Source organism: Caulobacter sp. Root343 (genome assembly GCF_001425745.1).
Classification (GTDB): domain Bacteria; phylum Pseudomonadota; class Alphaproteobacteria; order Caulobacterales; family Caulobacteraceae; genus Caulobacter.
On sequence record NZ_LMDF01000005.1, the window covers coordinates 23,436 to 44,188 of the forward strand.

Here is a 20,753-nt window from a genome sequence, read left to right on the forward strand (position 1 = left end):
GCGTCGAGACCATGGAGGGACGAGTCATGAGCGAACCGGCGGCGGGCGGCGGCGTTAGCTACGAGAAGGTCGACGACGGCTATTTCGAGAAACGTGGTCTCAAGCGCTATGCGGGCGTGTTCTCGCTGTGGGCGTTGGGCGTGGGGGCGGTGATCTCGGGCCAGTTCTCGGGCTGGAACCTGGGGATGGGCGTCGGCGGCTGGGGCGGCATGCTGGTCGCCACCCTGATCATCACCGTCATGTATCTGGGCCTGACCTTCTCGATCGCCGAGATGGCGGCGGCCCAGCCGCACACCGGCGGCGCCTACTCTTTCGCCCGGTCCGCGATGGGCCCCTGGGGCGGCTTCATCACCGGCCTGTGCGAGAACGTCGAATATGTGCTGACGGCTGCCGTGGTCTGCTTCTTCATCGGCAGCTATCTGGGCGGGATCTTCGGGACGCCGGCCTGGGTCCAGCCGCTCTACTGGATTGGGGCCTATGTCGTGTTCGTCGGCCTGAATGCCGGCGGGGTGGCGATGTCGTTCCGCTTCACGGTGTTCATCACCCTGCTGGCCCTGGCCTGCCTGGCCGTGTTCTGGGTCAGCGCCTTGCCGCACGCCGACTTCGCCAAGTACGCCCTGAACGTCGGCCCCGGCGGGACCGAGCTGAAGGACGGCCACGGGCCGTTCCTGCCGGCCGGGATTGGCGGGGCCCTGGCCCAGCTGCCGTTCGCGGTCTGGCTGTTCCTGGCCATCGAGCAGCTGCCCCTGGCGGCCGAGGAATCGCATACGCCGCAACGCGACCTGCCTAAGGGCATCATCCTGGGCATGCTGACCCTGATCGTCTCGGCCCTGCTGGTGCTGTGGCTGAACAGCTCGATCCCGGCCGGAACCTTCGCCCTGTCCAAGTCGGGCGAGCCGATCCTGGACGGCTTCCGCGCCATCTACGGCGGCTCGCTGGCCAAGGTGCTGGCGGCGGTGGCGGTGGCGGGCCTTGTGGCCAGCTTCCACGCCATCATCTTCGCCTATGGCCGGCAGATCTATTCGCTGTCGCGGGCCGGCTACTTTCCCCGCGCCCTGTCGGTGACCCATGGCGTGCGCAAGACCCCGGACGTGGCCCTGATCACCGGCTCGCTAGCCGGCCTGGCCGTGATGCTGGTCGTGTGGTTCGGCCTCGGGGCCGAGAAGGGCGCGGCGATGATCGGCGGGACCCTGCTGAACATGGCGGTGTTCGGGGCCATGCTGTCCTATGTGGCGCAAGGCGCGTCCTACATCCTGCTGCGCCAGAAGCTCCCGAACATGGAGCGGCCCTACAAGAGCATCTTCGGCGTGGCCGGGGCCGGCGTGACGGTGATCATCTCGCTGGTGACGATCTTCTACCAGCTGAAGGACCCGGTCTATCGCGCCGGCGTCATCGGGGTGGCGATCTGGTTCGCGGTGGGCATCGCCTATTTCGCCGCGTTCGGCCGCAAGAAGCTGGTGCTGTCGCCGGAGGAGGCCTTCGCCCTCAACGGCGGCAAGGCGGCCTACGAGACGCACTGATCCAAATGAAAAAGGCCGCCCCGTGGGGCGGCCTCGTTCGGAGCGCGTGAGAGGCGGCGGTTACTCGCCGGCCTTGATCTGCTCGCGGGCATGGGACAGCAGTTCGTCCATCTTCATGCGGACCTCGCCCTCGGACACCGAGACGCCCGAGCCCTTCAGGTCTTCGAAGACCTTGCGCAGCACGTCCTCGTCGCCCGGCTGTTCGAAGTCGGACTTGACCACGGCGCGCGCGTACTCCTCGACCGTCGCCAGGCCCATCAGGCCGGCCGCCCATTCGCCCAGCAGGCGGTTGCGGCGCGCGGTCGCCTTGAATTCCAGTTCGTTGTCGTGCGCGAACTTGCGTTCGAAACCCTGTTCGCGTTCGTCGAAGGTGGTCATGAAGGCCCCAAAGTCGTCAGCCTGTCGCGGCCAGATGAACTCATCCGGCCGCGACAGGCCATAATTCTAAACATTTTGAGCATGATGGTCGCCGAAACCGGCGTCCACTTTCGGCTATCATGCTCTTACGCCGGCTGCATATCCCGTGGCGGTCTCCGCCGCAATCGGCGGATAGGCCGCAGCCGATGTTTCCGCGCCAACCATAGACCAAATAACCCTCCTGTGTTTGCGCGGTCGCGCTCATTCAGGTAGGTTCCGACGGACATTTTTTAGTGAGCGGCCTTGAGTCGAACGCCGCGCGCAGCTATCCGCCGCGCGCGCTTTTCGTTTCTCCGGGAACTTTCTTCCCGCCAGGGCCGGGCGCGCGCTTCCAGAAGGGCCTCGACGAGAGCCATGACGACCCGTCGCAAGAAGATCTACGAAGGCAAGGCCAAGATCCTGTACGAGGGGCCCGAACCGGGCACTCTGATCCAGTACTTCAAGGACGACGCGACCGCGTTCAACGCCCAGAAGAAGGCCGTGCTGGAAGGCAAGGGCGTCATCAACAATCGGATCAGCGAGTACATCATGACTCGTCTGAACACGATCGGCGTCCAGAACCACTTCATCCGCCGCCTGAACCTGCGCGAGCAGCTGATCAAGGAAGTCGAGATCGTCCCGCTCGAGGTCGTGGTGCGCAACATCGCCGCCGGCTCGATCGCCACGCGCCTGGGGCTGACCGAAGGCCAGCCCCTGCCCCGCTCGATCATCGAGTTCTACTACAAGGACGACAAGCTCAACGACCCCATGGTGTCGGAAGAGCACATCACCGCGTTCAACTGGGCCGCGACCCAGGAGATCGACGACATGATGGCCATGGCCCTGCGGGTGAACGACTATCTGTCGGGCCTGTTCAGCGGCGTCGGCATCACGCTGGTGGACTTCAAGATCGAGTTCGGCCGCATCTACGAGGGCGACTTCTCGCGGATCATCCTGGCCGACGAGATCAGCCCCGACAGCTGCCGCCTCTGGGACAGCCTGACCAACGAGAAGCTGGACAAGGACCGCTTCCGCCGCGACATGGGCAATGTCATCGAGAGCTATACCGAGGTGGCCCGCCGCCTCGGTATCATGAAGGAAATGCCGACCGTCATCCAAGGCGGCGTGCACTGATCTAAGGGCCGCCCCACGGGGCGGCCGCGACGCCATGGCGTCGCCAGGGAGAAGCTACAGTGAAAGCCACCGTCCACGTGTTCCTGAAGCCCGGCGTGCTCGACGTCCAGGGCAAGGCCGTCGAGAACGCCCTGCACGGCCTGGGCTGGCCCTCGGTGAAGGACGCCCGCGTCGGCCGCGTCATCGAGTTCGACCTGGCCGAGACCGACGCCGAGAAGGCCAAGGCCGAGGTCAAGACCATGTGTGAGAAGCTGCTGGCCAATACGGTCATCGAAAGCTACCGCATCGACGTCGCCTAGGCGGCGGCCCTCTCCGGGGCGGAATTTTCTCCGCCCCGCCCCTTCCGATCGCAGCTTCGCCACACAATGTTCGGCGAGATGACGAAAGGGAGACCGTCGATGAGCGCGAAGTTCCACCTGGCCGAGGTCAATGTCGGACGCCTGAGGGCGCCGATCGATCATCCCATGATCAAGGACTTCGCGGACAATCTCGACCGCATCAATGCCCTGGCGGAATCCTCGCCGGGCTTCGTCTGGCGCCTGACGGGCGACGGCAACAACGCCACCGACCTGTCGATCGACGGCGACCCGCTCTACATCCCCAACCTGTCGGTCTGGGAAGACATCCCCTCGCTCGGCGCCTTCGTCTATCGCAGCGCCCATGTTGAGATCATGCGTCGCCGCCGCGAGTGGTTCGAGCACATGGATTTCTACATGGCCCTCTGGTGGGTCCCGGTCGGCCATGAACCGACCGTCGAAGAGGCCCTGGAAAAGGTGGCCCTGATCGCGGCCCATGGCCCGACGCCGGCGGCCTTCACGTTCAAGTCCCCGTTCCCGGCGCCGACGGGCGAGCCGGTGGAGCCGGAATTGGACGAGTGCGCTTAGGCGTTCAGAGCGCCCCCTCCGTCTCGTCGCGTATCCGCATCGTGACGGAGGGGCGTTCTAGCGCTGACATCTCGCCCGAACGGTGCTACAGGCCCGCGCCATGAAAGCCGCCGTCGTCGTTTTCCCGGGTTCGAACTGCGATCGTGACTGCAAGGTCGCCATCGAGCGCTCCGCCGGAGCGCGTGTCGAAATGGTCTGGCACCAGGAGACGGCGCTGCCGGACGACCTGGACCTGATCGTGCTGCCGGGCGGTTTCTCGTACGGCGACTACCTGCGCTGCGGCGCCATGGCCGCCCAGAGCCCGGTGATGAAGGAAGTCGTCTCGGCCGCCGCCAAGGGCGTGGCCGTGGTCGGCATCTGCAACGGCTTCCAGGTGCTGACCGAGGTCGGCCTGCTGCCCGGCGCCCTGCTGCGCAACGCCGGCCTGAAATATGTCTGCAAGCCGGTCGGCCTGGACATCGTCAACGGCCAGACCCGCTTCACCGCCGGCTATGGCGAGCAGCGCCAGGCGGTCATGACCGTCGGCAACGGCGAGGGCAACTACTTCGCCGACGAGGAAACCCTCGACCGCATCGAGGGCGAGGGCCAGGTGGTGTTCCGCTATCAGGAAAACCCAAACGGCTCGGCCCGCGCCATCGCCGGCATCGTCAACGCCGGCGGCAATGTGCTGGGCCTGATGCCCCACCCCGACCGCGCCTTCGACGCCGACCTGGGCTCCGAGGACGGCGCGGTGCTGTTCCGCAGCATCTTCCAGAGCGCCTGAGACTTAAAAGGGGGGCTTCGATGCGTCGCGTGTTGATCGTCGGAGCCGCCCTCATCGCCGGACTATCGGCCGCCGCCGTCGCCCAGGCGGAGCCCCTCCCCTGCAGCGGCGACTTCTTCTCTCAAGCCCAGGACGACCTGGCCGCCTACCGCGTCAGCGCGCCCAAGACCAACTTCTACAACGACATCCCGAGCTGCCCCGGCCAAGCCTCGTGCCGTATGAAGAGCTATGTCGTCGCCAAGGACGTGGTGCTCGTCAGCGGTGTCGACGACGGCTGGGCCTGCGCCATGTTCGTCGGCAAGACCAGCTTCACCCATGGCTGGCTGCGAGTCTCTGACCTCGCCAAGCTCCCGCCCCCGGCCGCCAAGCCGACCGACTGGGCGGGGACCTGGTTCGTCGGCGAGGAGACCCAGATCACGATCAGCCGCGATGGAAACGGTCTGCGGGCCAGCGGCGACACGACGTCGCCCCGCCCTTCGCACCCCACGGGCGGCTTCGACGGCGTTCTGGCGGCGGATGGTCCCCGCGCCCGATACAGCGACGACCTCTGCGTCGTGCGCTTCCGGCGCTTCGACCGTTACCTCATCGTCGACGACAACGACCGCTGCGGCGGCATGGGCGTCAGTTTTGACGGCGTCTACACGCGCTGATCCGAAAGCGCCGTTACACTATAGCACTCCCGAAAAACCGCTCCTAAGGTGCCCGCCTCAGTAGGAGGGCCAATCCATGAGTTTCGTTTCCACCCTGCGCGCGGGCCTGCTGGCCGCCGTGGCCATCTCGACCGTCGCGGTCGCCGCCGCTCAAGCGCAGACCCCACCGCTCACCCCCGACATCGACGGCAAGTACGTCGCCGCCAAGGTCGGCTACGACTACGAAAAGCGCGTCGTGATGGTGCCGATGCGCGACGGGACCAAGCTGTACACCGTCATCGTGATCCCCAAGGGCGGCAAGAACCTGCCGATCCTGCTGACCCGCACGCCCTACAACGCCGCCAAGCGCACCGCCCGCTTCGATAGCCCGCACATCAACGGGACCCTCGCCCAGGGCGACGAGGTCTTCGTCGCCGACGGCGGCTATATCCGGGTGATCCAGGACATTCGCGGCAAGTACGGTTCGGAAGGCGACTACGTGATGACGCGCCCGCTGAAGGGCCCGCTGAACTCGTCCGAGGTCGACCACTCCACCGACGCCTACGACACCATCGACTGGCTGGTGAAGAACGTGCCGGAAACCAACGGCAAGGTCGGCATGCTGGGCTCGTCGTATGAGGGCTTCACGGTCGTCATGGCCCTGGTCAACCCGCACCCGGCCCTGAAGGTCGCCGCGCCGATGAGCCCGATGGTCGACGGCTGGATGGGCGACGACTGGTTCCATTTCGGCGCCTTCCGCCAGCCGAACTTCGACTACTTCACCGGTCAAACCACGGTGCGCGGCGCGGGCGAGAGCGTCCAGCGCCAGGGCTATGACGACTACACGAACTTCCTGCGCGAGGGCTCGGCCGGCGACTACGCCAAGAACCATGGCCTGGACAAGCTGCCCTGGTGGAAGAAGCTCAGCGAGCATCCGGCCTATGACAGCTTCTGGAGCGAGCAGGCCCTCGACAAGACCATGGAGAAGACGCCGCTGAAGGTGCCAACCATGTGGATCCAGGGCCTCTGGGACCAGGAGGACATGTGGGGCGCGGTGCACTCCTACCCGGCCCTCGAATCCAAGGACACCGGCAACGACAAGAACTATCTGGTGCTGGGCCCGTGGCGGCACAGCCAGGTCAATTACGACGCCTTCAACCTGGGTCCGTTCAAGTGGGACGGCGACACCGCCACGCAGTTCCGGCGCGACGTGCTGCGGCCCTTCTTCGACCAGTACCTGAAGGGCGGCCCCAAGGCCGACACCCCGCCGGTGCTGATCTACGATCCGGGCCAGAACAAGTGGAACCGCTACGCCAGCTGGCCGCAAAACAAAGAGACCAAGAACCTCTATCTGGAAGCCAATGGCGGCCTGGACTTCACCGCTCCGGCGAGCGCCAAGGGCGCGGCGGCCTATGACGAGTACGTCTCCGACCCGGCCAAGCCCGTGCCGTACATCCCCCGTCCGTTGCAGTTCAACGACCGCAGCCGCTGGACCCAGTGGCTGGTCACCGACCAGCGCGGCGTCGACGGCCGTCCGGACGTGCTGACCTACACGACCGAGCCGCTGAAGGAACCGCTGAAGATCGCCGGGGTGCCGAAGGTGAACCTGGTCGCCTCGACCAGCGGGACCGACAGCGACTGGGTGGTCAAGTTGATCGACGTCTATCCGGACGAGATGCCCAACCAGCCCGAGCTGGGCGGCTATCAACTGGCCGTGGGCATGGACATCTTCCGCGGCCGCTATCGCGAGAGCTTCAGCGATCCCAAGGCGCTCAAGCCGAACACGCCGTTGAAGTACCAGTTCATCTTGCCGACCGCGAACTACACCTTCCAGCCGGGTCACCGGATCATGGTGCAGGTCCAGTCCAGCTGGTTCCCGCTCTACGACCGCAACCCGCAGACCTTCGTGCCGAACATCTTCTTCGCCAAGCCGGCCGACTATGTGAAGGCCACGCAGCGGGTGTTCCACGCCGGCGACACGGCCAGCTTCATCGAGCTGCCGGTCGTGGACGTGAAGTAGCGGGAGGGAAGCTCCTCCCCCGCGTCGCTGGGGAGCATCTTCAAAACAAGAAGGGCCGGCGATGACCGCGCCGGCCCTTCCCCTACGGAGAGATGGTCTTCGAATCAGCGCTCGCCGCGCCGTTCCATGTCGTTGTCCTTCTGGCCGCCCGGATTGCGGCCCTGCTCATTCTGGCGCGGCTGGCCCTGCTGTTGCTGCTGGCCGGGCGCTCGGCGCTGCTGGTCCTGTTGTTGCTGCTGCGGGTTCCGGTTGTTGTCAGCCATCGGGCTTTCTCCTTTTTCACCGCACGCTCACGGCGCACGATGGAAAAACGAGTCCGGACTCGCGCCGTTCCTACGGCGAAGACGCCTTATTTCCGGCTAAGCTCCAGGATTCGCACGGGTTTCTCGATGATCTGCCCCTTCATGTAGGGGTCGTCGGCCTTGCTGACCGTCGGCGCGTCGTGGATGGCGCGGACCACGTCCATCCCCTCCACCACCTTGCCGAACGCGGCGAAACCCTGACCGTCCTTGTTGCGCGAGCCGCCGAAGTCCAGGGCCGGATTGTCGCCCAGGCAGATGAAGAACTCCGAGGTCGCCGAGCCCGGCGCATCGCGGGCCATCGAGATCACCCCGTCCTTGTGCGAGAGGCCCGTGCGCTTGGTGGTCTCGTGGACGATCGGCGGCAGCGGCCGCCCGCCGTCGCCCAGCCCGCCCTGGATGACGCTGATCGTGGCCGGGTTGTTGTCGTTCTTCGGCGAGACGGTCCGATAGAAGGTCCCGCCTGCCATTAGCCCCCTGTCGGCATAGGCCAGGAAATTGGCCACCGTGACCGGCGCGCGGTCCGGATAAAGGGCGATGACGATCGTCCCCTTCTCGGTGACCATCCTGACCTGAACCTCGCGATCCTTCTTGGCCGCGATCAGCGGCGCTGCGGCCAGGGCGGTCAGAACGGCGCGACGGTCGAGGCTGGGGCGCATGGGTGTCTCCGGAAGGATTTCTCGTCATAGCGTCGTTCGCCGCGAAAATCTGCGCCCCTGGATGGAGGCACAGGGTTAACGATCGCGAGTCAGGCGAGGACGCTGGAATAGCCGCTTCATTCGATCCAACGTCCGTTTCAGAAGATTTTGGGGGAGTTCGTCGCGGGTGGGGGCGCCGCGCGGCGATAACGTTCAAGGCCATGACCGATCCGGACGTCCAGTTTCCCGACACCTATGTCAGCGGCGTGCCCGTCTGGGCCAAGCGTCGCAAGCGTTCCGCCGTCCATCCCCTGCTGCGCGCCACGATCGTGTTGCTGGCCCTGTTCGGCGCGGTGGTGATCGGCGTCTCGCTGCGCCTGGGCTCGGTCGAGAAGGGCGGCGCGGTGATCGATCACTGGCTGGCGGTGGGCGCGGTCCATCTGGAAGCCGCCATCAAGAAGTTCTGACGTCCCATCCGGCGTCTCAAGACGGCTCGGCGGCAAGAAGTCTCAGGCGGACTGTGGCGGAATCCGAACGTCCGGGGTAGAAGGCGCGCCCATGAGCACGCCCCAAAAGCCCATGGCCGAATTGGCCGCCGAGTTCGGCCTGAAACCCGCCGAGTACGACGTCGTTCTGAAGCGGCTGGGCCGAGAGCCCAATCTCGTGGAACTGGGCGTGTTTTCGGTGATGTGGTCCGAGCACTGCTCGTACAAGTCGTCGAAGAACCAGCTGAAGAAGTTCCCGATCGACGGTCCGCGGGTGATCTGCGGCCCTGGGGAGAACGCCGGCGTCATCGATATCGGCGACGGCCACGCGATCATCTTCAAGATGGAGAGCCACAACCACCCCTCCTACATCGAGCCCTATCAGGGCGCGGCGACGGGCGTGGGCGGCATCATGCGCGACGTCTTCACGATGGGCGCGCGGCCGATCGCCCTGCTGAACGCCCTGCGCTTCGGCGATCCCAGCCATCCCAAGACCAAGCGCCTGGTCGACGGCGTGGTCGCCGGCATCGCCGGCTACGGCAACTGCGTGGGCGTGCCCACGGTCGCCGGCGAGACCAACTTCCACCGGGGCTACAACGGCAACATCCTGGTCAACGCCATGTGCGTGGGCCTGGCCGACGCCGACAAGATCTTCTACTCGGCCGCTCCCGGCCCGGGCCTGGCGGTCGTCTATTTCGGCTCGAAGACCGGCCGCGACGGCATCCACGGCGCGACCATGTCCTCGGCCGAGTTCTCCGAGGACTCCGAGGAGAAGCGCCCCACCGTCCAGGTCGGCGACCCCTTCGCCGAAAAGCTGCTGATCGAGGCCACGCTGGAGCTGATGGCCACCGGCGCCGTCGCCGCCATCCAGGACATGGGCGCGGCCGGCCTGACCTCCTCGTCGGTCGAGATGGCCGGCAAGGGCGGGGTCGGCATCGAGCTGAACATGGACATGGTTCCGCAGCGCGAAGAGGGCATGAGCGCCTACGAGATGATGCTGTCGGAAAGCCAGGAGCGCATGCTGGCGGTCCTGAAGCCCGGCCGCGAGCAGGACGGCCACGCCATCTTCGAGAAGTGGGGCCTGGACGCCGCCGTCATCGGCTACACCACCGACACTGGCCGCCTCGTCCTGAAGCATCACGGCGAGACCGTCTGCGACGTGCCGCTGGCCCCGCTGTTCGACGACGCGCCGCTGTACGATCGTCCGTGGGTCCAGCCCAAGCTCGACCCGCGCCTCGATCCCGGCCAGATCCCCGCCCCGATCAACTGGAACGAGGCGGTGCTGAAGATCGTCGGCTGCCCCGACATGGCCTCCAAACGCTGGCTGTGGGAGCAGTACGACCGCCACGTGATGGCCGACACACTGGAGGACAGCGCCACCGGCTGCGACGCCGGCATCGTGCGCATCCATGGCACCGGCAAGGCCATCGCCGTGACCAGCGACTGCACGCCCCGATATGTCCAGGCCGACCCCTACGAGGGCGGCAAGCAGGCGGTGGCGGAAGCCTGGCGCAACCTGACGGCCGCCGGCGCCCTGCCGGTCGCCATCACCGACAACCTGAACTTCGGCAGCCCCGAAAAGCCCGAGACCATGGGCCAGATCGTCCGCGCCACCGACGGCATGGCCGAGGCCTGCCGCGCGCTCGACTTCCCGGTCGTGTCGGGGAACGTGTCGCTCTACAACGAGACCAATGGCGTCGCCATTCCGCCGACCCCGACCGTCGGCGCCGTGGGCCTGCTGGAAGACTATGACCTGCGCACCGGCTTCGGGAACGTCGCCGACGGCGACACCCTGGTGCTGATCGGCGAGACGCACGGCGAGCTGGGCGCCTCGATCTATCTGCGCGAGATCCTGGGCCGCGAGGACGGCGCCCCGCCGCCGGTCGACCTGGCCGTCGAGCGCAAGAATGGCGACTTCGTCCGCGGCCTGATCGGTTCGGGCTTGGTGGCCGGCGTCCACGACCTGTCGGACGGCGGCCTGCTGGTCGCCGCGGCCGACATCGCCCTGGCCAGCAAGGTCGGCGTCACCCTGAACGCCACCAGCCCCACCCACGCTCACCCGTACCTGTGCGGCGAGGACCAGGCCCGCTACCTGATCGCCACGCCCGATCCGGACGCGGTGCTGGAAGCAGCCAAGGCGGCCGGCGTCCACGCGATCGTCGCGGGCGCGGCCGGCGGCGACGCCTTCGCCTCGCGCGAGCTGTTCAGCATCCCGCTGGACACCCTGCGCGCGGCCCACGAAGCTTGGCTGCCGGGCTACATGAACGCCCCCAAGGCCTGACGGAAAGACCCAGTACCATGCGTATTCTCGCCCTGACGGCCGTGGCCGCCCTGCTCCTTGCCGGCTGCGCGCCGACCGCCGAACCGGCCGCGCCGACGGCGCAAACCCTGGCCAGCGCCTGCGCGGCCAAGGGCGGCGCGATCCAGCCGGTGGGCAAGGCCCAGATCCCGACCTGCGTCGTGGCCTATGCCGACGCCGGCAAGGCCTGCACCGACAAGAGCCAGTGCGAAGGCGCGTGCGTGCTGGAAGGCAATCTGGAGCCCCAGGGTCCGGTCACCGGCGCCTGCCAGAAGACCAACCGCCAGTTCGGCTGCCACGCCAGGGTCGTGAACGGCAAGGCGACGGCCGCGATCTGCGTGGACTAGAGGGTTCGAACTCACCGCTCCCAGCGTCAGCGCGCTGGGAGCGGATGCTCGGCGTCCGCTAGTCGGCGTCCGGCTCGGCTGGGCCTTCGCGGAATTCATCCGCCCCAACGAACGCAACGCCCTCTTCGTCCAGGACCCATGCGCCGAGGAAGGCGGCATGTTCCGGATCGATCTCCTCATCGATCAGGTCGCCGTCGTAGAGGCCGACGGTGCTGAAGTCGAAGTCCAGCGAGAGTTGATGGGCCATGCCCACCATCTCCTCGGCCATGCGGCGCGAATAGCCCAGAGCCTCGCTTTCATTGATGAAGTCGTCGCTCAGCGTGCTCACCTCCACCGCATTGCTGCCTTGGGTCGCACTGGTCGTAACGATGGTGAACGCGGGCATGGGCATCTCTCGTGAGGTGGGAATCGTCACTTAGTCCGGTTCGCCCGAGTCGAGGGCTACATTCTGAAGAACACTTCCGGCGCGGCCGAGGCGTTCAATCCCCGCCTCGGGCGTCCCTCTTCGCGGCGCGATAGGTCTTCTGCAGCCCCGCCAAGCGGCGACGCTCGGTGTCCTTGGCGATGCGGTCGGCGCGGGCTTCGACCTCGGCCAGCTCGGCTCCCAGCTTCTGGAAGTTGGCCCAGCGGGCGGGGTCGAGCGCGCCGTTCGCCAGCGCCTCGCGCACCGCGCAGCCGGGCTCCTTGGTGTGGCCGCAGTCGTTGAACTTGCAGGTTCCGATCAGCCGTTCGACGTCGTCGAACGCCACGCTCACGCCTTCCTCGGCGTCGATCAGGCCCACTTCCCGGATGCCGGGGGTGTCGAGGATCAGCCCGCCGCCGGGCAGCAGGACCAGTTGGCGATGGCTGGTGGTGTGGCGGCCCTGGTCGTCGGACTCCCGGATCTCGCGGGTCGCCATGCGGTCCTCGCCCAGGAAGGCGTTGACCAGGGTGGACTTGCCGACGCCGGACGAGCCGATCAGCACGCAGGTCTCGCCCGGCGCCACCTGGGCCAGGAGGGCGTCCAGGCCCTGCCCTTGCCGCGCCGACACCGTCAGCACCGGACAGCCGGCCGCCAGGGCGGCGATCGCCTCGGCTTGGCTACCCGGATCGTCGGCGAGGTCTGACTTGGTCAGCACCACCACGGGCCGCGCCCCGCTCTGCCAGGCGGCGGCCAGATAGCGTTCGATGCGGCGCGGATTGAGGTCGGCGTTCAGTGAGGTGACGATGAAGGCGACGTCGATATTGGCGGCGATGACCTGCAAGGTCTGCACGCTGTCGGCCGCCCGGCGCACGAAGGCGGTGCGGCGCGGCAGGATGGCGTGGATCGTGGCGGCGCCGTCGGCCGGGTTAGGCGACAGCGCCACCCAGTCGCCGACGGCCGGATGGCCCGCCTCGCGCGCTTCGTGCAACAGGCGGCCGGCGAGCTTGGCGCGCAGTTCTCCCTCGCCGGTGACCACATCATAGCTGTCACGGTGCTGGGCGATGATCCGGCCAGGGCTATGGCCGGCGCGCGCGTGCGGCTCGAAGGCCTGTCGCAGCGTGTCGGACCAGCCGTATTGCTTGATCAAGTCACGGGCCTTCACATCGTCGGCGATCGGTCGCGGCTCGCCACGTCCCTTTTACGTCCGTCGTTCCGAAACGTCGCGCGCGAATTCGAGCAGCGCCGCGGCGAATGGCTCCGGCGCCTCGATCGACAGGAGTTCACCACTGCCGGCGATCGTCTTCCCCCGCACCTGAACAGCGCCCGCCCCGCGCAGGCCTTCCAGATAGGGTTCGATCGGGTGAGGGTCGGCGCCGCCACGCATGTACAGGATTGGCGTGTCGATCACCCTGGGGACAGCGTTGTATTCGGCGTCGCGAGGCAAGGCGCGATACCAGTCGAAACCCGTGCGAAGCGCCGCCGAGGTGGAGTATTGCTCGACGCAAGCCTGGCGGAACCCTTCGTCGATCTTCGCCTTGTCGCCCGCAAGAGCATCAAAAAAGAAGTCGAAGTAAGGACGTTCGCGTCCGGAAACGAGCGTCTCCGGCAGACCGGGAATCTGGTGAAAGGCGAAATGCCAGATCCGCGGATTGGCGAGCACGTCCTCCCACGGGTCGAGTCCAGGGATCACCGTGTTCATGATCACCGCGCCGGCGAGCCGATCCCCGAAATCGCGTGCGGCGGCGAAGGCGATCATGCCGCCGACATCGACGCCCGCCACGATCATGGTCTTGGCCCCGGCGGCCTCCGCGCCGGCGATGATCGTCTTGGCGATGTCGGCCTTCAGGGTCGGGACCGGCTCGCCGGTCGACTTGCCAGTTCCCGGGAGGTCGAACGCCAGGACGAAATGCTCCCGGCTCAAGGGCTCCAGGACGGGGCTCCAGACCGCGCTGCAAAGCGGCCAGCCGTGGAGCAGGACAATAGCCGGGCGATCGGGCGAGCCCGCCGCGAGCGCGGACAGGCGCAAGGAACCGACTTCGACAGAGATTTGACGGCGCATCAGGTGAAAACACCTCGCCCGCGCGTCGGTTTCCATGACCTGGCGGGCGGGGTGACGGTTGTCTTCCGACCTGACGGCCCTAGGCCGCGTGGGCCCGCCCCGACCAGCGCGCCACCGTCTCCAGCAGCTTGGCCGGGTTGATGGGCTTGCCGAGGTGATCGTCCATGCCGGCCGCCAGACAGGTGGCGATCTGTTCGGGCAGGACGTTGGCGGTCATGGCCACGATCGGGGTGGCCACGCCCCGCGCGCCCTCCATGGCGCGGATCTCGCGGGTGGCGGTCAGGCCGTCCATCACCGGCATCTGCACGTCCATCAGGACGAGGTCGTAGTGGCCCTGGCGCATGGCCTCGACGCCGGCGACGCCGTCATTGGCGGTCTCCACGCCGACGCCGAACGGCTCCAGCATGGCGCGGATCAGCTCGCGATTGACGGCGTTGTCCTCGACCAGCAGCAGTCGCACCCCGGCCTCGGCGTCCAGCAGCGGCGTGTCGTCGGCTTCGATCGGGGCCAGCCGCGCCAGCGGCCCCCGGACCTCGAACCAGAAGGTCGAGCCCTGGCCTTCGATGCTGTCGACGCCGATCCGGCCGTCCATCCGCTCGATGATCCGGCGCGAAATGGCCAAGCCCAGGCCCGTGCCGCCGAACCGGCGCGAGACCGCCGCATCGGCCTGGGAGAAGCGGTCGAAGATGTTCTCGCGATGCTCGGACGCGATGCCGATGCCGGTGTCGGTGACCTCGGCGCGCAAAACGGCCTGATCGCCATCGAGCGTCTGGCTGAGCGCGACGGTGATCGCGCCGTGGGCCGTGAACTTCACGGCATTGGACAGAAAGTTCAGCAGCACCTGGCTTAGGCGCGGGCCGTCCAGGCTCATTGGCTCCAGGCCCTTGCCGGCCCGGACCACGACCTTCAAGCCCTTGGCGGCGGCGCGCTCCTCGACCAGGGCCGCACAGGACGAGGCCATGGCCGCCGGGTCGAACGGTCCCGGATCCAGCTCCAGTCCGCCCGCTTCCAGCCGCGAGAAGTCCAGCACGTCGTTGACGACGCTGAGCAGGGTGTGGCTGGCGTCGAGGATGTGGCCGACCTGACGGGCGGCGGTCTTGGTCAGGCCGCGCGACCGGCGCAACACCTCGGCGAAGCCCAGGATCGCGGTCAGCGGCGTGCGCAGCTCGTGGGTCATGTTGGCCAGGAAGTCGGACTTGGCCGCCGAAGCGGTCTCGGCCAAGTCCAGCGCCTTGGCGATGTCCAACTCCAAGCGCTTGCGCTCGGTGATGTCGCGCGAGGTGACCAGCAGGATGCCCGAACCGTCGCCCAGGCGCGAATAGGCGCTCTCGAGCCAGATCGACGCGCCGTCCTTGCGGAAGCACTCGTAGTCGGCGCTGATCGGCGGGCCGCCGGGCTCCAGGCTTCGGATGATGCCCTGGACACGCTTGAAGTCCGCCTCGCTGACCATGGCGGTCGGCGGCAGGGCCATGAACTCGTCGGCCGAATAGCCGGTGATCCGCGTAATGCTGGGCGAGCTGTAGAGGCGCTCGCCTTGAGGGGTCCACAGGGCGACGTGGTCAGTCAGGTTGTCGCCCAGCAGCCGATAGAGGCGCTCGGCCTCGCGGAGCTTGGTCAGGGCGCCCTCGGCCTCTTCGATCGCGCGCTGCTTGGCCGCGACGCTGGCGGCGAGGTCATCGCGCATCCGCTCCAGCCGCATCCGCTGACCGGTCAGCCAATAGGACAGCGGCGTCGCGACGATCGCGGCGATGAGCAGGGTGGTGACCGGGGTAAACGCCTCGGGCGACCGCGAGATCAGCACGTTGAAGACGTAGTCGGCCGCGATCGCCGCGGCCACGATGAAGCCCACCGTCGGCGCGGTCCTGAAGATCCGGTCTCGGAAAACAGCCAGGGTGATGTCGACGGCTCCTTCGGGCTGGACGTTGCCGCCCTCCAGATTAAGGAGAGGTGACGCTTGTCCGCCACCACGGGCGACAATTCGCCGCGCCGTGAATTAGGAGTAAAATCCGGGTCTTATCGCCCTGCGGCCTTGGCCACGTCGTCGAGCTCGCGCTCCAGGGCGAGGCTGGCCTGGACCACCGTCGCCACCGAGCGTTTGAAGAAGTCCTGGGGCACGGTCGCGAAGTCGTCGGTCGGCTTGTGGTACTCGGGATGGTCCTCGACCCCGAAATAGACCCAAGGCACGCCCTTCTCGGCGAAGGCGTAGTGGTCGGACTGGTTGGTCCAGTTGTTGTCCTTGCCGTCGGCGTCGGTGTCGTGGCCCAGCTTCAAGGTCACCGGCGCGGTCGTGGCGACCTTGACCAGGATCGGCTTCAGGAACGGGAACGGCGCGGTCCCGGAGACGTAGAGCTCGTTCTTGGCGTTCTTGCTCAGCATGTCGAAATTGACGTCCAGCGCGATGCTAGCCAGCGGGACCGGCGGCGCGGCGACGAACGCCTTGGCGCCGCGCAGGCCGCCCTCCTCGGCGTCGACCACCGCCAGGATCACGTCGTGCTTGGGAGGCTTGGCCTTGAACGCCTCGGCCACCGCCAGCAGACCCGCCACGCCCGAGGCGTTGTCGTCGGCGCCGTTGTAGATCTCGCCATTGCGCACTCCGAGGTGGTCGTAGTGAGCCGAGACGACCATGGCCTTGCCGCCGCGCATCCCCCTGATCCGGGCCACCAGATTGGTCCCCTGCACGGTCGAGCCGTCGCGCTTGGCGTAGGTGAACGGCTGCTCGAACTTGTCGCCGAGCGGCGACAGCCCGATCTGCGCGAAGCGGGACAGGATATAGGCCCGCGCCTTCTCCGACCCCGGCGTGCCCGGCGCGCGGCCCTGCATGTCGTCGGCCGAGAGGATGCGGACGTCATCGATGGCCTTGTCGCCCGGCCCCGCGAACGCCGGCGCGGCGATCGCGAGCGACAGGACGGCGGCGGCGAACGCCCGCGGACGGCGAGCCAGGGAGCGGCGAGAAAGACGGGTCATGACGCCTACATGCCGTGCGCCGCGCGGCGAATTCAATTAAATCTCCGACATCCGCCCGCGAACCCTAAGACGAGCGCTGTCAAAATACGCCCGTTCTTAAGGAATCACGGCCACATAGACCCTCCAAGGATCGGAGCCTTCCTGTGCCCATGTCCCATGCCGACCTCGAAGCGCGCCTCACCGCCGCCTTCCCGGATTCCGAGATCGTGCTGACCGACCTGGCCGGCGACAACGATCACTGGAAGGCCCGCATCGTCTCCCCCGCCTTCAAGGGCTTGAACCGCGTGCGCCAGCATCAGCTGGTCAACAAGGCCCTGGCCGATGTGCTGGGCGGGACACTGCACGCCCTGGCCCTCGAAACCGCCGCCCCGGCCGAATAGGAGAGCCCGTGCGCTACCGCCCCTTCGGCGCGACCGGCATGGCGGTTTCGGCGCTCACCCTGCGCCTGGCCGACGGCTCGCGCTTGCGGGCCAATGACTGGCGCGCCTTGGTGTTCACGGCGCTGGAGAACGGCATCAACAGCTTCCAGGTCGAGGGCGACTCGCCGGAGCTGCTGCGCGGCGCGGCCGAGGCCTTCGCCTCGGTCGAGCGCCACCTGCTGTTCCTGACCTGGCGGGTGCGCGGCGACGCCGCCGCCCTGGGCCAGCAGGCGGTCGACAACCTGCTGGGCTCGGCCTTCGAGGGGCTGGGCCTTTCCTACCTCGATCTCGTCCTGATCAACGATCCGCTGGGACCCGCCCTGCCATTCGCCTTCGACGCCGGCCTGCGCTCGCTGTACCACAGCCGCGCGGTGCGCGGCGTCGGCATCGCCAGCCGTGGCGATATCGATCCCGGCCTCTTGAAGAGCGGCCTGATCACGGCGGTCTCCTCGCCGTTCAACCTGTCGTCCGGCTGGGCCGAACGCCACCGCATCCGCCACGCGTCCCAGCACGACTTCGCGGTGATCGGCGAGGATTTCTGGCCTCAGGCCCTGCGCGAGGGCGGCGAGCTGGCCGGCCCCAAACCGTCGCTGTGGCGGCGGCGGTCCGACCCGCTGGCCGACATCGGCGGCTACGAGTTCCTGCACGCCACCCAGGGCTGGAGCGGCGAGGACATCTGCCTGGGCTACGCCCTGACCGAACCGTCGCTCTCCACCGTCCGCATCACCGCCGACACCCGCGCCGAGGTCGAGCGCCTGGCCGCCGTGGTCGAGCGCGACCTGCCCAACGGCGTCTGCGCACAGATCGAGATGGCCCGCTTCTCGGCCCAGGAGCGCGAGAAGGCGGAGGGTCGCACCTGATCCCTCCCCTCTTGACCAAGGGCCTTGCGGCGCCTAGCTGAAAGCCTTCGCCCTAGGACTATCCGCATGACCGACGTCGCCTCCTCCCCCGCCCTGGACTTCATCGCCAAGACCGTCGCCGAAAATCCGGTCGTGGTCTTCATGAAGGGCGTGCCGGACCAGCCGCGCTGCGGCTTCTCGTCGGTCGTGGTGCAGATCCTCGATCACCTGGGCGTCTCGTTCGTCGGCGTCGACGTGCTGCAGGACGATGACCTGCGCCAGGGCGTCAAGACCTTCACCGACTGGCCAACCATCCCTCAGCTCTACGTCAAGGGTGAGTTCGTCGGCGGCAGCGACATCATTCGCGAGATGTTCCAGTCGGGCGAGCTGAAGACCTTCCTGACCGAACAGGGCGTCCTGGCGGCGTGAGCCTTCAGGCGAAGTGCGAAGCGGTTCGCCGCCCGGAAGGCTCACGCTTTAAAAAGAACGCGCGGGGACGCGCGTGAGCCGGGTCTTCGTTCCGCCTTCGGACACCTATTCCCTGACCTTCACGCCCAAGGCGTCGGATATCGACGCCAACGGCCACGTCAATAACGTTGTCTATCTGGGCTGGGTCCAGGACCTGGCCATCGCCCACTGGGAAGCTTGGGCCAGTGAAGAGCAACGCGCGGGCTGGTCCTGGATCTGCCGGCGACACGAAGTCGACTACCGTCGCGAACTGTTGCCGCACGAGAGCGCCACCGGCTACACCTGGGTCGGCGAACTTAAAGGCCCGCGTTTCGAGCGCTACGCCCGCATCGACGGTCCGGACGGCGAGATGTGCGCTCAGAGCCGCACCGACTGGGTGCTGATCGACATCGCCGCCAAGCGCCCGGCGCGCGTTATGCCCTGGATGATCGAGCGCTTCACACCGAAGGGGTGATCGGATTGGCGATGACGATACGCTCACCGCGCGTCAGTCCCAGCTCTTCATAGCTGAACACCAAATCCGCCCAACCGACCGCGCCCTTGCAGGTCTCCAACCGCCGCCGGGCGAAGGCGACCACCGCGTGGCCAGCCTTGCGGTCGACCCGGAACACGACATCGGCCTTGGCCGCGCAGCCTTTGGACGCCACGCGGATCGTCAGGGCGTCGGGGCCCGTCTCGGCGGCCAACAGCGGTTCCAGCTCCGGCCAGGTCTCGTCCGGCGCGGCGGCCATCAACGCGGGCGTCGTCGCGCAGCCAGTCAGGCCCAGGGCCGCTCCGGCGAGCACGAAACCTCTGCGTGAAACCCCGCCTGCCATCGACCTCTGTACGAACCGCCCAAACTGCGCTGAAGATCGTCCACCGCTGGCGTCCTGACCAGTCCCCCGAAGCCCGCCGGGCTTCGGCATTCAAACATTGGAGCGCGCGCCGCGCTCCGGGGGAGCATATCGTGCGTGTTCGTTCCGCCTTGCTGGCCGCGTCCTTGGCTGGCGTCCTGGCCGCCCCGGCCCATGCCGCCTCCGACTACCGCAAGCTGGGCGCTGAGATCGACCGTCTGATGGCCGCCGGCAAGATCCCCGGCGTGGCCATGGCGGTCATCGACCACGGCAAGGTCGCTCACGTGGTCGCCAAGGGCGTGCGCAACGAAAAGGGCGATCCGCTGACGCCCGACACGATCATGTACGCCGCCTCGATCACCAAGGCGACGTTCGCCTACTACGTCCTGATGCTAGTCGACGACGGCAAGGTCGATCTCGACAAGTCGATCGCCGAATACCTGCCCAAGCCCCTGCCGGACTATCCCAGGTACGCCGATCTGGCCGTCGATGAGCGTTGGAAGACGATCACGCTCCGGCGCCTGCTGACCCACAGCTCGGGCCTGGCCGATCAACGGTTCTACGATCCCGAGAACAGGTTCCGCTTCAACCTGGAGCCCGGCAGCCGCTACGCCTATTCGAACGAAGGCGTGAACCTGGCCCAGTTCGTCATCGAGCAGAGCCTTGGCTTGAAGGTCGGCGACGAGATGGACCGCCGGCTGTTCAAGCCCCTGGGCATGACCCGCTCCAGCATGATCTGGCGCGACGACTTCAAGGCCAACCTGGCCGACGGCCAGCATGCGGACGGCAAGTGGGAGACCCACGACGACCGCTCCAGCGTCAAGGCGGCCGGCTCGCTGGACACCACGATCTCGGACATGGCCAAGCTGGCGGCGGCGATGGTGTCGGGCTGGAGGCTGTCGACCAAGGCGCGGGCCGAACTGGACAAGGGCAGCTTCCCGATCGTCAGCCAGAGCCAGTTCCCGCCGTTCCTGATCAAGGACAATCCCGACAACGCTAGGGTTGGCCTGAAGGCCGGGATCGGCGTCGTGGTGTTCGACGGGCCGCAGGGCCGGGCCTTCTACAAGGGCGGCCATAACGACATCACCGACAATCAGCTGGTCTGCGTCGAGAAGGGCAAGCGCTGCGTGGTGCTGCTGACCAACAGCGGCGTGGGCCAGAAGGTTTTCCCGCCGCTGGTCAAGGCCGCGCTAGGCGACATTGGCGCGCCGTGGACGTGGGAGTACGGGGAGGTTCCGAGCGTCGGGCCGTAGAGAACCCGTAGAATCTGTCATCCCGGCCGCAGCGAAGCGGAAGCCGGGACCGCCACGCGCTCAAAGCTTCCGGCGGTCCCGGATCGGCGCGCTTCGTGCTT

Annotated in this window: 24 protein-coding genes; 15 read left to right on the forward strand and 9 right to left on the reverse strand. The window is 67.3% G+C overall.

The genetic code is table 11. The features are described 5' to 3' along the window. Nucleotides 1-26: 26 nt before the first annotated feature. Nucleotides 27-1,520, forward strand: coding sequence for an amino acid permease (locus tag ASC70_RS04150; protein WP_047404941.1), 1,494 nt, complete (start codon nt 27-29; stop codon nt 1,518-1,520). A gap of 60 nt (nt 1,521-1,580) precedes the next feature. Here the strand turns inward: ASC70_RS04150 and ASC70_RS04155 are convergent, their stop codons facing one another. Then, on the reverse strand, nt 1,581-1,898 hold the full coding sequence (locus ASC70_RS04155) for a DUF1476 domain-containing protein (protein WP_047404943.1): 318 nt from the start codon (nt 1,896-1,898) through the stop codon (nt 1,581-1,583). Nucleotides 1,899-2,291: 393 nt separating this feature from the next. Between ASC70_RS04155 and purC the strand changes: the two genes are divergently transcribed. From purC to ASC70_RS04185, 6 genes are all read left to right on the forward strand, one after another. Then, nucleotides 2,292-3,050, forward strand: a complete 759-nt coding sequence (purC, locus tag ASC70_RS04160) for a phosphoribosylaminoimidazolesuccinocarboxamide synthase (protein ID WP_047404945.1) — start codon at nt 2,292-2,294, stop codon at nt 3,048-3,050. Between the two features lie 59 nt (nt 3,051-3,109). Then, nucleotides 3,110-3,349 (forward strand): phosphoribosylformylglycinamidine synthase subunit PurS, encoded by a 240-nt coding sequence (gene purS / locus ASC70_RS04165; protein WP_047404947.1) that lies wholly within the window; start codon nt 3,110-3,112, stop codon nt 3,347-3,349. 99 nt (nt 3,350-3,448) lie between these two features. Continuing rightward, nucleotides 3,449-3,934, forward strand: coding sequence for a DUF3291 domain-containing protein (locus tag ASC70_RS04170; RefSeq protein ID WP_056046735.1), 486 nt, complete (start codon nt 3,449-3,451; stop codon nt 3,932-3,934). Between the two features lie 100 nt (nt 3,935-4,034). Next, nucleotides 4,035-4,697 (forward strand): phosphoribosylformylglycinamidine synthase subunit PurQ, encoded by a 663-nt coding sequence (gene purQ, locus ASC70_RS04175; protein ID WP_047404951.1) that lies wholly within the window; start codon nt 4,035-4,037, stop codon nt 4,695-4,697. A gap of 20 nt (nt 4,698-4,717) precedes the next feature. Continuing rightward, nucleotides 4,718-5,347, forward strand: a complete 630-nt coding sequence (locus tag ASC70_RS04180; RefSeq protein WP_056046736.1) for a hypothetical protein — start codon at nt 4,718-4,720, stop codon at nt 5,345-5,347. Nucleotides 5,348-5,423: 76 nt separating this feature from the next. Continuing rightward, nucleotides 5,424-7,346: a CocE/NonD family hydrolase gene (locus tag ASC70_RS04185; RefSeq protein ID WP_056046738.1), complete on the forward strand. Its 1,923-nt coding sequence runs from the start codon at nt 5,424-5,426 to the stop codon at nt 7,344-7,346. A 104-nt stretch (nt 7,347-7,450) separates the two neighbouring features. Here the strand turns inward: ASC70_RS04185 and ASC70_RS25245 are convergent, their stop codons facing one another. Next, entirely contained in the window at nt 7,451-7,609 is a 159-nt protein-coding gene (locus ASC70_RS25245) for a hypothetical protein (protein ID WP_164468827.1), read from the reverse strand. A gap of 86 nt (nt 7,610-7,695) precedes the next feature. After that, nucleotides 7,696-8,304, reverse strand: a complete 609-nt coding sequence (locus ASC70_RS04190; protein ID WP_056046740.1) for a peptidylprolyl isomerase — start codon at nt 8,302-8,304, stop codon at nt 7,696-7,698. A 200-nt stretch (nt 8,305-8,504) separates the two neighbouring features. On the opposite strand from ASC70_RS04190, the gene ASC70_RS04195 reads away from it, so the two are divergent. The 3 genes from ASC70_RS04195 to ASC70_RS04205 all read left to right on the forward strand — a co-directional run bounded on the left by ASC70_RS04195 (nt 8,505) and on the right by ASC70_RS04205 (nt 11,414). After that, nucleotides 8,505-8,750, forward strand: a complete 246-nt coding sequence (locus ASC70_RS04195; protein ID WP_056046742.1) for a hypothetical protein — start codon at nt 8,505-8,507, stop codon at nt 8,748-8,750. Between the two features lie 91 nt (nt 8,751-8,841). After that, nucleotides 8,842-11,049: a phosphoribosylformylglycinamidine synthase subunit PurL gene (gene purL / locus ASC70_RS04200; protein ID WP_056046744.1), complete on the forward strand. Its 2,208-nt coding sequence runs from the start codon at nt 8,842-8,844 to the stop codon at nt 11,047-11,049. A 17-nt stretch (nt 11,050-11,066) separates the two neighbouring features. After that, on the forward strand, nt 11,067-11,414 hold the full coding sequence (locus ASC70_RS04205) for a hypothetical protein (protein WP_056046746.1): 348 nt from the start codon (nt 11,067-11,069) through the stop codon (nt 11,412-11,414). 58 nt (nt 11,415-11,472) lie between these two features. Here the strand turns inward: ASC70_RS04205 and ASC70_RS04210 are convergent, their stop codons facing one another. The 5 genes from ASC70_RS04210 to ASC70_RS04230 all read right to left on the reverse strand — a co-directional run bounded on the left by ASC70_RS04210 (nt 11,473) and on the right by ASC70_RS04230 (nt 16,840). Further along, a complete protein-coding gene (locus ASC70_RS04210) occupies nt 11,473-11,799 on the reverse strand; it encodes a hypothetical protein (RefSeq protein ID WP_056046748.1) in 327 nt (108 codons plus the stop codon). A gap of 94 nt (nt 11,800-11,893) precedes the next feature. After that, entirely contained in the window at nt 11,894-12,964 is a 1,071-nt protein-coding gene (gene rsgA / locus ASC70_RS04215) for a ribosome small subunit-dependent GTPase A (protein WP_056046750.1), read from the reverse strand. Nucleotides 12,965-13,015: 51 nt separating this feature from the next. Beyond that, nucleotides 13,016-13,912 (reverse strand): alpha/beta fold hydrolase, encoded by an 897-nt coding sequence (locus tag ASC70_RS04220; protein ID WP_200939246.1) that lies wholly within the window; start codon nt 13,910-13,912, stop codon nt 13,016-13,018. A gap of 43 nt (nt 13,913-13,955) precedes the next feature. After that, complete coding sequence (locus ASC70_RS04225; RefSeq protein ID WP_082539884.1) at nt 13,956-15,773, reverse strand: ATP-binding protein; 1,818 nt, start codon at nt 15,771-15,773, stop codon at nt 13,956-13,958. Between the two features lie 116 nt (nt 15,774-15,889). Further along, nucleotides 15,890-16,840 carry a M20/M25/M40 family metallo-hydrolase gene (locus tag ASC70_RS04230; RefSeq protein WP_056046756.1) on the reverse strand — a complete coding sequence of 317 codons (951 nt, stop codon included), beginning with the start codon at nt 16,838-16,840 and terminating at the stop codon, nt 15,890-15,892. A 143-nt stretch (nt 16,841-16,983) separates the two neighbouring features. Between ASC70_RS04230 and ASC70_RS04235 the strand changes: the two genes are divergently transcribed. The 4 genes from ASC70_RS04235 (at nt 16,984) to ASC70_RS04250 (ending at nt 19,020) form a co-directional block, all read left to right on the forward strand. Continuing rightward, entirely contained in the window at nt 16,984-17,220 is a 237-nt protein-coding gene (locus ASC70_RS04235; RefSeq protein ID WP_047404972.1) for a BolA/IbaG family iron-sulfur metabolism protein, read from the forward strand. Between the two features lie 8 nt (nt 17,221-17,228). Continuing rightward, a complete protein-coding gene (locus ASC70_RS04240) occupies nt 17,229-18,119 on the forward strand; it encodes a hypothetical protein (protein WP_056046759.1) in 891 nt (296 codons plus the stop codon). 66 nt (nt 18,120-18,185) lie between these two features. Then, nucleotides 18,186-18,527: a Grx4 family monothiol glutaredoxin gene (gene grxD, locus ASC70_RS04245; protein ID WP_047404976.1), complete on the forward strand. Its 342-nt coding sequence runs from the start codon at nt 18,186-18,188 to the stop codon at nt 18,525-18,527. 73 nt (nt 18,528-18,600) lie between these two features. Continuing rightward, nucleotides 18,601-19,020, forward strand: coding sequence for a thioesterase family protein (locus tag ASC70_RS04250; RefSeq protein ID WP_056046761.1), 420 nt, complete (start codon nt 18,601-18,603; stop codon nt 19,018-19,020). Here ASC70_RS04250 and ASC70_RS04255 read toward each other — a convergent pair. Continuing rightward, on the reverse strand, nt 19,004-19,351 hold the full coding sequence (locus ASC70_RS04255) for a hypothetical protein (RefSeq protein WP_235519242.1): 348 nt from the start codon (nt 19,349-19,351) through the stop codon (nt 19,004-19,006). The two genes, ASC70_RS04250 and ASC70_RS04255, sit on opposite strands and share 17 nt — an antisense overlap. A gap of 161 nt (nt 19,352-19,512) precedes the next feature. Here ASC70_RS04255 and ASC70_RS04260 point away from each other — a divergent pair, with 161 nt between their 5' ends. Next, nucleotides 19,513-20,652, forward strand: coding sequence for a serine hydrolase (locus ASC70_RS04260; RefSeq protein WP_056046765.1), 1,140 nt, complete (start codon nt 19,513-19,515; stop codon nt 20,650-20,652). Nucleotides 20,653-20,753: the final 101 nt, after the last annotated feature.